12 protein-coding genes are annotated in these 11,701 nt (G+C 71.7%); 2 read left to right on the top strand and 10 right to left on the bottom strand.

What is annotated here, in order from left to right:
- Window positions 1-20 precede the first annotated feature (20 nt).
- Both OG392_RS08225 and OG392_RS08220 read left to right on the top strand, forming a co-directional pair.
- Window positions 21-1,412 carry an aldehyde dehydrogenase family protein gene (locus OG392_RS08225; RefSeq protein WP_329277113.1) on the top strand — a complete coding sequence of 464 codons (1,392 nt, stop codon included), beginning with the start codon at window positions 21-23 and terminating at the stop codon, window positions 1,410-1,412.
- A gap of 61 nt (window positions 1,413-1,473) precedes the next feature.
- Complete coding sequence (locus OG392_RS08220; protein ID WP_329287129.1) at window positions 1,474-2,556, top strand: Zn-dependent alcohol dehydrogenase; 1,083 nt, start codon at window positions 1,474-1,476, stop codon at window positions 2,554-2,556.
- 77 nt (window positions 2,557-2,633) lie between these two features.
- On the opposite strand, the gene OG392_RS08215 is transcribed toward OG392_RS08220, so the two are convergent.
- The 10 genes from OG392_RS08215 to OG392_RS08170 form a co-directional block, all read right to left on the bottom strand.
- A complete protein-coding gene (locus OG392_RS08215) occupies window positions 2,634-3,593 on the bottom strand; it encodes a PDR/VanB family oxidoreductase (protein ID WP_329277111.1) in 960 nt (319 codons plus the stop codon).
- Between the two features lie 2 nt (window positions 3,594-3,595).
- Window positions 3,596-5,047: a purine-cytosine permease family protein gene (locus OG392_RS08210; RefSeq protein ID WP_329277110.1), complete on the bottom strand. Its 1,452-nt coding sequence runs from the start codon at window positions 5,045-5,047 to the stop codon at window positions 3,596-3,598.
- On the bottom strand, window positions 5,044-5,451 hold the full coding sequence (locus OG392_RS08205) for a Rieske (2Fe-2S) protein (protein WP_329277108.1): 408 nt from the start codon (window positions 5,449-5,451) through the stop codon (window positions 5,044-5,046). The genes OG392_RS08210 and OG392_RS08205 overlap by 4 nt, the downstream gene beginning before the upstream one ends.
- Entirely contained in the window at window positions 5,448-6,329 is an 882-nt protein-coding gene (locus tag OG392_RS08200; protein ID WP_329277106.1) for an iron-containing redox enzyme family protein, read from the bottom strand. Before OG392_RS08200 ends, OG392_RS08205 begins: the two co-directional genes overlap by 4 nt.
- Window positions 6,326-7,132: a dihydrodipicolinate synthase family protein gene (locus OG392_RS08195; RefSeq protein ID WP_329277104.1), complete on the bottom strand. Its 807-nt coding sequence runs from the start codon at window positions 7,130-7,132 to the stop codon at window positions 6,326-6,328. The genes OG392_RS08200 and OG392_RS08195 overlap by 4 nt, the downstream gene beginning before the upstream one ends.
- Window positions 7,133-7,157: 25 nt before the next feature.
- Window positions 7,158-7,703: a DUF6190 family protein gene (locus tag OG392_RS08190; RefSeq protein WP_329277102.1), complete on the bottom strand. Its 546-nt coding sequence runs from the start codon at window positions 7,701-7,703 to the stop codon at window positions 7,158-7,160.
- Complete coding sequence (locus OG392_RS08185) at window positions 7,693-8,871, bottom strand: aminotransferase class I/II-fold pyridoxal phosphate-dependent enzyme (protein ID WP_329277100.1); 1,179 nt, start codon at window positions 8,869-8,871, stop codon at window positions 7,693-7,695. The genes OG392_RS08190 and OG392_RS08185 overlap by 11 nt, the downstream gene beginning before the upstream one ends.
- A gap of 221 nt (window positions 8,872-9,092) precedes the next feature.
- Complete coding sequence (locus OG392_RS08180) at window positions 9,093-9,794, bottom strand: DsbA family oxidoreductase (RefSeq protein ID WP_329277098.1); 702 nt, start codon at window positions 9,792-9,794, stop codon at window positions 9,093-9,095.
- Window positions 9,795-9,820: 26 nt separating this feature from the next.
- The gene (locus OG392_RS08175) at window positions 9,821-10,621 is read right to left on the bottom strand and encodes an MBL fold metallo-hydrolase (protein WP_329277096.1); all 801 of its coding nucleotides are present in this window, start codon (window positions 10,619-10,621) and stop codon (window positions 9,821-9,823) included.
- Between the two features lie 71 nt (window positions 10,622-10,692).
- A complete protein-coding gene (locus tag OG392_RS08170) occupies window positions 10,693-11,631 on the bottom strand; it encodes a DMT family transporter (RefSeq protein ID WP_329277094.1) in 939 nt (312 codons plus the stop codon).
- Between the last annotated feature and the right edge of the window lie 70 nt (window positions 11,632-11,701).

The following is an 11,701-nucleotide window of genomic DNA, read 5'->3' as shown; positions in this document are numbered from 1 at the left end:
GTAGTGTGAGGAGACATCGGATGAAGGCGCACGACGCGATGTACATCGACGGCGAGTGGCGGCCCGCCGCCGGTCCCGACACGATCGCCGTCCTCAACCCGGCGGACGAGAAGGTCATCGGCCACGTCCCGGCAGGCACCGCCGAGGACGTCGACGCGGCCGTACGCGCCGCCCGCGCCGCCCTGCCCGGCTGGGCCGCGACCCCGCCCGCCGAGCGCGGTGCCCGGATCGCCGCCCTGCGCGACGCGCTCGCCGCCCGCGCGGAGGAGATCGCCGCCACCGTCACCGCCGAGCTCGGCGCTCCGCCGCAGCTCGCCGCCGCCGTGCACGCCGGACTGCCGATCGCCGTCGCGGGGACGTACGCGGACCTCGCCGCCACCCACCCCTTCGAGGAGAAGGTCGGCAACTCCACCGTCTACGCCGAGCCCGTCGGCGTCGTCGCCGCGATCACCCCCTGGAACTTCCCGCTCCACCAGGTCGTCGCCAAGGTCGCCCCGGCCCTCGCCGCCGGCTGCACGACCGTCCTCAAGCCCGCCGAGGACACCCCGCTCACCGCCCAGCTCTTCGCCGAGGCCGTGCACGAGGCGGGCCTGCCGGCCGGCGTCTTCAACCTGGTCACCGGCCTCGGCCCGGTCGCGGGGCAGGCCCTCGCCGAGCACCCCGACGTGGACCTCGTCTCCTTCACCGGCTCCACCGCCGTCGGCCGCCGCATCGGCGCCCTCGCGGGCGGCGCCGTGAAGCGGGTCGCCCTCGAACTCGGCGGCAAGTCCGCCAACGTCATCCTGCCGAGCGCCGACCTCGCGAAGGCCGTCTCGGTCGGCGTCGCCAACGTGATGTCCAACTCCGGCCAGAAGTGCAGCGCCTGGACCCGGATGCTGATCCCCGCGGACCGTTACGAGGAGGCCGTGGCGCTTGCCGCCGAGGCCGTCGCCAAGTACGTCCCCGGTGAGCGCCTCGGCCCCCTGGTCAACGCCAAGCAGCTGGAGCGCGTGCGCGGCTACATCCAGAAGGGCGTCGAGGAGGGCGCCCGGCTCGTCGCCGGCGGCTCCGAGGCCCCGCTGGAGACCGGCTACTACGTCTCCCCGACGGTCTTCGCCGACGTCACCCCGGAGATGGTCATCGCCCAGGAGGAGATCTTCGGGCCCGTCGTCTCGCTCCTCCGGTACGAGGACGAGGAGGAGGCCCTCGCCATCGCCAACGGCACCGTGTACGGCCTCGCCGGAGCGGTCTGGGGCGACCCCGAGGAGGCCGTCGCCTTCGCGCGCCGCATGGAGGCCGGTCAGGTCGACATCAACGGCGGCCGGTTCAACGCCATGGCCCCCTTCGGCGGGTACAAGCAGTCCGGCGTGGGCCGGGAGCTCGGCGCGCACGGCCTCGCCGAGTACCTCCAGACCAAGTCGCTGCAGTTCTGAGCGGCTCGCCGCCTCCGTTCCGCCCCGTCCACGCGAGTCCCGAGGAGCACCGCACGTGAGCCTGATCCGCGCCGCCGTCCTGCCCGCCGTCGGCTCCCCGCTGGAGATCACCGGCATCGAACTCCCCGAGCCGGGCCCCGGCCAGGTCCGGGTCCGGCTCGCGGCCGCCGGCGTCTGCCACTCCGACCTGTCCCTCACCAACGGCACCATGCGCGTGCCGGTGCCCGCCGTCCTCGGCCACGAGGGCGCGGGGACCGTCGTCTCGGTCGGCGAGGGCGTCACCCATGTCGCCCCCGGCGACGGAGTCGTCCTCAACTGGGCGCCCTCCTGCGGCACCTGCCACCCCTGCTCGCTCGGCGAGGTCTGGCTCTGCGCCCACGCGCTCGCCGGCACCGCGAACATCCATGCCCGTGCCCAGGACGGCACGGACCTGCACCCCGGTCTCAACGTCGCCGCGTTCGCCGAGGAGACCGTCGTCGCCGCGAACTGCGTCCTCCCCGTGCCCGACGGCGTGCCGTTGACCGACGCCGCTCTCCTGGGCTGCGCCGTCCTCACCGGCTGGGGCGCGGTCCATCACTCCGCCCGGGTCCGCGAGGGCGAGACGGTCGCGGTGTTCGGCGTCGGCGGGGTGGGGCTCGCCACGCTCCAGGCCGCCCGGATCGCGGGCGCCTCGACGATCGTCGCGGTGGACGTCTCCCCGGAGAAGGAGGCGCTCGCCCGGGCGGCCGGAGCCACCGAGTACCTGGTCGCCTCCGGGACCACGGCGAAGGAGATCCGGAAGCTGACGGGGGGCCAGGGCGTCGACGTGGCCGTCGAGTGCGTCGGACGCGCCGTCACCATCCGGACCGCGTGGGACTCCACCCGGCGCGGCGGCCGCACCACGGTCGTGGGCATCGGCGGCAAGGACCAGGAGGTCACGTTCAACGCCCTGGAGATCTTCCACTGGGGCCGCACCCTCGCGGGCTGCGTCTACGGCAACTCGAACCCGGCCGTCGACCTGCCGGTCCTCGCCGGGCACATCCGCGCCGGCCGGCTCGACCTGAGCACCCTCGTCACCGAGCGGATCACCCTGGACGGCATCCCGGGCGCCTTCGAGAACATGATCGCGGGCAAGGGCGGCCGGGCCCTGGTGGTCTTCCCCTGACACCGGGCGGCGACGCGCGCGGAAGCCCGTACCGACGTTTCGGTACGGGCTTCCGCGCGTCACGGATCGAGGCCGGGTCACAGGTCGAGCACGAGACGGGGGCTCTGCGAACGCCCCACGCAGATCATCATCGTCGTCCCCGAGGCCTTCTCGTCCTCGCCGAGGACGGAGTCGTGGTGCTCGGGCGTCCCGGCGATCACCTTCGTCTCGCAGGTGCCGCAGAAGCCCTCCTCGCAGGAGTAGGCGACCCCGGGCACCACCTCGCGCACCGCGTCGAGCAGGCTGCGACCGGGCTCCACGCGTAGGGTCCGCCCACTCCGCCGCAGCTCGACCTCGAAGCCCTCGCCGCCCTCGCCCGCCTCGCCGGCCTCGACGCCTTGGCCGGTCCCGGCATCCCGCCCGGGCGCCGCCCCGAACCGTTCCGTGTGCAGGGGGCCCGTCCACCGGTCCTCCACCGCTCGCAGCAGCCCCTCGGGCCCGCAGCAGTACACGGCCGTCCCGGCCGGCAGCCCCGCCAGGACTCCGTCCAGATCGGGCAGGCCCGCCGTGTCCTGCGGGACGAGCGTGACCTGGGGGAGTGCGGAGAGCTCCTCGCGGTACGCCATGGCGGGCAGGCTCCGGCCGCCGTACAGCAGCGACCACGACCCCGGCGGCAGCGAGCGCAGCATCGGGAGCAGTGGGGTGATGCCGATGCCGCCCGCGATGAACAGATACCGCTCGGCGGCCACCAGCGGGAAGCGGTTGAACGGGCCCCGCACCCCGAGGGTCGTGCCCGCGCCGACGGCGGTGTGCACCTCCTCCGATCCGCCCCGGCCTTCGCGTTCCCGCAGCACCCCGAGCCGGTACGTGCTCCGGTCCGCGGGATCCCCGCAGAGCGAGTAGTGCCGGACCGCCCCGGACGGCAGCGTCACCTCCAGATGGGCGCCTGGCTCCCACGGGGCCAGCTCGGCGCCCGTGGGATCGGCCAGCACGAGCCCCAGGACGCCCTCCGCCTCGGGGACGACCGACCGCACCGTGAGCGGCACCGTGGTGGTCATCGTCACCTCGCACCTCGTGTCGGCGGCAGCAGCGGCTCCGGCCACACCCGGCACAGCGCCCCGTACAGCACGGCGGCGACCGCGAAGGAGGCCGGCAGGCTCAGGTCGACGCCGCCCGTGAGGTCGGTCAACGGACCGGTGTACAGGGGGTTGTTGACCCAGAGGACCCCGACGGCCGAGCCGAGCGCGAAGGCCGTGGCGGCCCGCGGATTGACCCCGCCGGTGTACCAGTACCGGCCGCCGCCGCCCGTGGTGAAGGTGCGCAGCGCCTCCGCGTCGTACCGGCCGCGGTGGAGCACGTACCCGACGAAGAGGACCGCCGCCCACGGGGCGACGACCGTGAGGAGCAGCGTCACGAACGCCGACATCGCGTCCATCGCGTCGTACACGACCGCGCCGAGGTACAGCACGGCCGCCGCGAGCACCGCGACCACCGTGGTGACGGCGGCCCGGGAGGAGCGCCAGAACACGGAGTTGGCGGAGAGCCCGGCCGCGTACAGGCAGAGCCCGGCCTGCGGCAGGGTGCCCGCGAAGCCGAAGACGACCACCGCGACCGCGAACCAGCCGGGCACCGCGTCCGTCAGGCCCTGGAGCCACGGCTCGTCGGGGACGGGGAAGAGGGTCGTCACGTACGCGCCGGTGAGCAGTGCGGCGAGGCTGCTGAGGAACATGGAGATCCCGCTGGCCCGCACCACCCGGCCGGTGGGCGTGGAGGCGGGCATGTAGCGGGTGTAGTCGCCCTGGAAGGTGGCGTACGACAGCGGCACGGTGGCCGATGCCGTCGCCGCGAGCAGCCAGGTGTGCAGGGTGCTGTCGAGCGCGAGGGTCCCGCCGGCGTAGCCCGGGTCGAAGTCCGGGGCGAGGACGAGGGCGGTGCCGAGGAGGACCGCGCCGCCGGTGACCGCGGTGACCTTGTACGTACGGACGAGGGTCTCGTGGCCGCGCACGGCGACCAGCGCGACCGCCGCCGCCGTCACGAACATCGCCGCGGTCAGCGCGCCCGGGCCGGTGGGGGTGGAGAACAGCCGGTGGCCGGCGACCATGACGGCGGTGCCGCCCGTCCACACGGCGATGGCGAAGAAGCCGAGCGCGGTCACCACCGTGAGGACGTTGCCGACGACCCTGCCCCGTACGCCGAAGTGCGCGCCGCTGGACACGGGATCGTTGGTGCCGGTCCGGACGCCGAAACGGGCGAGCGGCGCGAGCAGCGCCGTGCCGACGGCCACGCCGACGGCGATGGCGCTCGCCGACGCCCACCAGCCGAGGCCGAAGACGACGGGCAGCGCGCCGAGCACGACCGTGCCGAAGGAGAACTGCGCGGAGGGCCAGATCCAGCCGAAGTCGCCGGGGGTGGAGGTGCGTTCGGCCTCGGGCACCGGTGCGATGCCGTCGTGGTCGACCGCCGCGCGGGGCGGCGTCACGGTGGACGCCGCCCCGGTCGGTGTGGTGGTCATGAGGCGCCCCCGGACGGGGCGGTCCCGGAGACCGGCGCTCCCGGACCGGCCGCCTCACCGGCCGCCTCGGCGGGGGCGGCCGACCAGCTGTCGTGCGCGGGGTCGCGCTGCTCGGGGACGCTGAGGTCCCCGGGCAGGACGTCCACGACCCTGAGGGCCGCGCACGCCGCTCCCGCCAGGCGCTCTCCGCTGGTCAGGTCGAAGGTGGTGTGGTGCAGGGGGCAGGTGATGCGCAGCCTGTCCCCGTCGACCCTGCCGTACTTGAGCCGGCCCCCGCGGTGGGGGCAGACGGCGGCCGCGAGGACCTTGCGGCCGCCGACCTCGACGAGGACCAGGTCCTCGGTCACCTGGCGGACCATGGGCTCGTCGGAGCCCCGCCGCCGCCCCGCGGGCACGGCCGTCATGCGACGGTCTCCCGGGCTCGCGCGACGGCCGCCTCCGTGGCCGTGCCGACGATGTCGGAGGCCAGTCGCACGCCCGCCCAGATCTTGGCCAGGTCCGGCTCCTCGAGCGCGCGGATCGCCGTACGCATATGACTGCTGTGGTACGAGTCGATGTAGAGGTGCTCGGTGTAGTAGGCGTCCTGGGTGATCCCGAGCCGCCGCGCCGCCCGGGCGAAACTCTGGAAGGCGAACAGGACGCTGGTCTCGAAGTAGGCGTACGCGCCCAGGAAGTACTGGGGCGACGGGGCCCGGCTCGCCAGCCAGTGGAACATGTTGACGTAGGCGAAGCACTCGGGGGTCGTCTCGTCGAGGTAGTCGTCGAGACGGAGGCTCATGCCCAGCTCGGTGAGCAGGTCACGGTAGAGCTGGGAGTGCGCCTTCTCCTCGTTGCCGCAGCCGAGTTCGTCGATGAGGACGCGGAAGACCGCCATCGCCGAGCGGTACGGGAGCCGGGGCACGACCGGGAGCAGCGACTCCGACTCGGTGAGGCCGTCCAGCGCGAACTGTCGCACCACGACCTTGAACTGGTCGAGCGTCGCGTGCTCGGCGAGGAAGGTCGCGCTCTCCGGGAGCGCCGCCTCCTCCTCGGCGAGGAACTCCTTGAGCGCCTGGAGGAGTTCGCCGGGGGAGCCGAACCGGGGCGCGGAGGCCTCGTACGCCCGCGCCTTGGGGAGGATCCAGCGCTCCTCGATCGCGGTCATCGACCCGTAGTCGCCGAGGTTGGGGACCCGCCGGTAGAGGCTGTGCAGCTCGCGCTGGGAGGTCGCGGCCGGGGCGGTGATCGAGTGCGCGGCCACCGGGACGGCGGACGCGGAGGGAGCGGCGGGGGTGGTGCTCATGCCGCCTTCGCCTCCTCGTGCACGGTCGGGGAGGAGATCACGCCGCGCCGGTGCAGTTCCTTCTTGACCCAGCGGTACCAGTCGTCCTTGAAGACGCCGTACCGCTCGCAGACGGTGTTGATCTCCGCCTGCCGGTCGGGGGTGGGGTCGACCAGCATCGCGTTGCAGAGCGAGGGTTCGAGGTTGGCCAGCGGGCCGATGAATCCGTCGATGCCGCGGGCGTCGACGAGGAGGTTCTCCCAGCCCTCGAAGACCGGGATGCCGGTGCCGGCCTCGGCCATGTTCCGGGTGAACGCGGCGTCGCCGCTGGACTCCTTGATGCCGACGATCCCCGGGATCTCCTTGCAGATCCGGATCAGGGTGTCGAACTCGATGCGATTGCCCGAGAGCGCCTCCTCGTTGTAGAGGAAGATCGGGATGTCGAGGGCCGCGCGGATCGCCTTGTAGTGCTCGACGATCCGGTCCTGCGTCACCTCGGCGCCGAACGGCGTGGTGACGACGACGGCGTCGGCGCCGATCTCGGCCGCCGTCCGGGCCCGGTCGATCACCGCGTCGGTGTCGGGGAGCTGGATGCCGGCGAGGACGGGCAGACCACCCGCGTGCCGGACGGTGTACGTGACGACGTCCTGCCACTGCCGTGCGTCGAGCTTCCAGCCCTCGCCGGAGGTCAGGGCCGGCATGAAGCCGTTGACCTCGGCGCGGATGTGGTCCAGGAGGCGGACGACGCTCGGCTCGTCGACGACGCCGTTCTCGTCGAACGGGGTGATCAGCGGGACGACGGTCCCGGAGTAGGTGCCAGGCATGAGAGGGGTGCCCTTCGGAACGACTTCAGAGGATTTCGGAGACGACCTTCAGGACCAGCGACCGCTGGTAGAGGTCCTCCAGGTACGCGGGGAACGACGGCTCCTCGCCGAGGGCGGGAGCGTCGGCCGGGGCGAGCGGGGCCAGCGGTACGACGGGCAGGCCGGCCGCCGCCCGGACGAGCCGGGGGCTCGCCGTGTGGAGCACGCCCCCGCGGCCGATGACCTGGGCGAGCAGCAGGCGTTCATGGGTCGGCAGACCGTCGAGCGCGGGCTCGGTGAAGGCCCGGCGGACGTCGTCCTCGGCGTAGGCGATCCGGTCGATGGCCAGGTCCGTGTGGAGGACGTCCATGAACGGGTAGTACTCGTCCTGCAGGCCGCGTTCGTAACCCCACACGAGGTCGTCGCAGCGGCCGACCTGCTCCCAGCTCATGACGACCCCGCCCGCTTCCCCTGCGGCCAGCCGGCCGGCGAAGAAGGCCTTGGCGGCCACGCGGACCGTTTCGTCCTTGCTGTGCATGCCCATGAACGTCGTGGCGTCGATGAACACCACCGGGTCGGTGTCAGCCGGCATAGCGCTCGAGCACCTTCCGCATCCGCTCCATCGCGCCGGCGAACAGCTCCGGCTCGCGGGCCAGGGCCAGGCGCACGAAGCGCTCGCCCTTCTCCTTGGTGTTCCAGTAGAAGAAGGTGCCCGGCAGGACGTACACCTCCTCGTCGAAGAGGACGGCCTGGAGCTGGGTGGCGGTCAGGTGCTCCGGCTTGATGCGGAACCAGGCGACGCTGGTACCGACGACGGGCTCCTGGAACTCCAGGATGGTGCCGCTCAGGGCGTTGCGGGCGGCCTCGCCGTTGGTGCGGATGATGTCGCGGACGGAGGCGAAGCCGTCGGTGATGGAGTCCTCGACGTACTGCGTGACCATGTTGAGGACGAAGGGCGAGACGTTCAGGAGGACGCTGGTGTGGAGGTTGTAGACCTCCTCCTGGATGTTCTGGCTGGCCGTGATCATGGCGCACTTGGCGTCCTGGATCGGCCAGGTCTTGCCGGTGTCCTCCATGACCATGTACGTGACGCCGGACTCCTCCAGCAGCTGGTAGATGTCCACCCGGCCGATGCCCTCGTCACAGAGCGCGAAGGACGCGAAGCAGAAGTCCATCACCAGGACCTTGTCGTGGTCCACGCAGTAACGGACGACCTCGCGGAAGCCCTCCAGCTTCTCGGCGAGCAGGGTGAACCCGGTGGGGTTGTTGGGGTCGACGAGGTAGATGGCGTCCGCGGTGATCTCCTCGACGAGACGCTCGTAGATCGCGTCCTTGTCGTGCAGCGCCGACTCGGCGAACGGGGCGATCGGCACCTGCATGTTGCGCAGCAGGTCGACCAGGTTGTCGAAGCAGGGCTCGACCAACTGCACGGACATGCCGCGCTGCTTGAGGAACATGCCGGCGACCATGGTCGACACGCTCGCGGAGTACGAAAGGAGCGTCCGGCCCATCGCGCGGGCGGTGGGCTGCTGGTGCAGCCGGAAGAAGGCGTCCAGGAACTGCCGCTCGAAGTGCGCCTGCTGCTTCGACTCGGACTCGTGCCAGAGCTCGGGAAGCCGCGAGACGATCCGCTCCTGGGAGGTGGACTGACGCTGGTGGGTATGCGCGTCGGCCAGGTTGAACCGGGTCTTCAGGGCTTCGATCTCGTGCTGGGTGAGGTCGACGAACGTGCTGACGTCTGCCTTGTCGGTCAACGACATGAAGAACTCCCGCTGTCGATACGAATCTCCGTCCGGAATTCCGGCGGCGTGAACGACTGTAGGAGCTTCGACCGGCCTTGCGAATAACGGCCGGGTCACGCAATTAATAATCACCGCGATGTTCTGCGGGCGAAAAAAAGGAACGACGGCCAGGCATCCCTCGTAAAGGAATGCCTGGCCGTCGTTCAGGTGCTGCGGCCGCTTTTTGGCGGCGTATTCAACTATTCAGTGGCGGCCTTCAGCAGGATGTCCTCGAACACCTTCGGGTCGTCCGAACCGATCACCGGCCAGCCGATGCCGTAGGCGCCCTCCCAGTCCACCTCGATACCGGGGTTGGCGTGGTCGGAGCCGTCGGGCAGGAACAGATGGGGGCTGCAGTCGACCCGGTCGCTCTGGGCGAGCGCCGCCTGGTCGGAGAGCGCCCGGCGCGCGCGCCCGTCGTCCAGGGCCTCGGCGAGGGCGTCGACGTCGACGGCGCCGGTGTCGGCGGCCACGTCGAGGATCACCTTGCGGTGGCTGATGCAGCGCGACTCGGCCCAGAAGGCCCGGCGCAGCCCGAGGTCGAGCTGCTCCGAGGCGCGCAGGCTCTGCTCCTTGGCGGCGAGCACCGCCTCCAGGGCGGGCAGGGTCGTCGACGGGTAGAGCCAGTCCTTGGCCTGCCACAGCTGCCAGCCGGCGGCCGGCTCGAGGCTTGCCATCCGGGCGACCTCGCTGTCCGTGCCGGGGCGCGGGCTCGGGGCGTCGTTGAGCAGTTCGAGCGGGAAGGCGCGCAGGTCGAAGGCGACCTGCTCCTCCAGGCCGAGGCGGGCCCGGGTGGTGTGCAGCCGGTGGATCGCGATGTGCGCGAAGGAACACCAGATGTCGGAGAAGACGGTGACGACTCCGCGCGGCGGCGTCAGGTCGGCGGTGGTCGGGTCGGACATGGTTCTCCTCGGTTGGTGCGGGGATCTCAGGCGGCGGGGGGCTCGACGGCGTCGAGCGCGGCCTCGAGGTCGAGGTCGGCGCCGGGCAGCCAGGCGGGCAGGGAGGGGATACGGGCCATCGCCTCGAAGAGCCGCGGTACGGCGGCCTCGCGGACGGTCGGCCCATGGGCGCTCAGCAGCTTCGCGGGGCGCAGGGCGGCCAGCTCGTGCACCGGCCGGAGGAATTTCGTCTCGTCGACCAGCGCGGTCCACGGGGCTATCGCCCGGTTCAGGACCTCGAAGCCGTGGAAGAATTCAGCCTCCGAAAGGTCGGTGAACTCCTGGCTGATTTCCTCGACGACGGTCCCGAAACTGTCGGAGCTGTAGAGCGTGCCATCGGAATGGTCGAACACGGCGAGAGTTCCGGGTGAATCGAAAGTGGGCGGCCGGTGAAAACTCAGCTCACGGTCGCCGACTTTCACGCGGCTTCCCGGGTTCGCGGTGACGACCCGATCCTGCGGAATGCTGAACTCTTCCGATATTCGTGTCAGCGATATTGCGTTGGTGAGGACCTTCGCGTTGGGCGAGGCCTCCAGGATCCGGGCGAGGGCGCCGGTGTGGTCGCGGTCGTCGTGGGTGACGACGATCCAGCGCAGATCGGCCGGCTCGATCAGCGACCAGAGGGATTCCAGGAAGCCCTCCCGGTCCACGGGCATGCCGGTGTCCACGAGGATCGGCTGGCCGGACCGGAGGAGGAAGGCGTTCACCGGCTGGTCGCCGAGGCCCGGGATGGGCAGTGCCGAGGGGAGGACGTGGAGGTCCGGCCCGGCGGTGTAGGACGCTTTCATGACACACCTTTCATGACGCACCGTGCGGGCCGTGGCCCCCGGGCGGGGGCCCGGGGGAGTGCCGGCCTCGGTCAGACGAGCTGGATGGTGAGGGAGCCTGCGATCAGCAGGGCGAGACCCAGGGCGCGCGGCTTCGTGAGGGAACGCTGGGGGAGCTTGAAGAGGCCCTTGTGGTCGATCAGGGCCGAGGTGAGCTGCTGCCCGGTCACGGTGAGCGCGATGGTCACGGCGGCCCCGATCTCGGGGATGAGCAGGAAGGTGCCGGTGACGTAGGCGGCGGCGCAGGCGCCACCGAGCCAGCCCCACCAGGGCATCTTCTTCAGCGGGGCGATCTTGGGCTTGGGGGTCTTCCGGGTCGCGTACAGCACGAGCAGGACGACGGCGATGGTGAAGGTCGCCACGGCGAAGCTGATCACGGCGACGGTGACGGGCTGCTTGAGCTGGGCGCGCAGCTGGGCGTTGACCGCGCCCTGCACGGGCAGCACGGCTCCGGCGACGACGCCGAGGGCGAGCCAGCCGGCCCGGCCGGCGCTCGACATCTTGGGGGCGCCGGGAGGGGCCGCCGCCTTCATGCCCCGGATGATCACGACGATTCCGGCGAGCACGGCCACGGCGCCGATGACGATCCCGGCGGTCAGGTCCTGCTGCTCGAGACCGAGGAGACCGAAGAGGTCGAGCGCGAGCGAGGCGAACATCTGGCCGGTGACGAAGAGTCCGACGGCGGCGAGGGCGCCGAGCCGTGGGAAGAGCAGGATGCCGCTGGTGATGTAGAGCGGACTGGCGAGTCCGCCGAGCAGCTGCCAGGGCTCGACGTCGGGCAGTTTGCCGAGCGCGCCGAGCGCTCCGGCCGCCACCGCGAGCACGGTCAGCAGACCGGTCGCGACGCCGAGCTGGATGGTCGAGGCGCCGTACGGGGTGCCGACGGCCGAGTTGAGCTGGAGGTTCACCGAGGCCTGGACGGCCAGGAGGCAGCCGACCAGCAGGGCCGCGGCGAGGAGCGCGGTGTGCATCTGGATCTCCCTGGGGCGGGATGGCGAGCGGATAAGTGGACAGTGAGTCCGTTTAGCATGCCACGCGACA

The sequence above is a fragment of the Streptomyces sp. NBC_00691 genome (assembly GCF_036226665.1).
Taxonomy (GTDB): domain Bacteria; phylum Actinomycetota; class Actinomycetes; order Streptomycetales; family Streptomycetaceae; genus Streptomyces.
The sequence above is the reverse complement of the archived record's forward strand: the minus strand, read 5'-3'. Positions and strand labels throughout refer to the sequence as shown.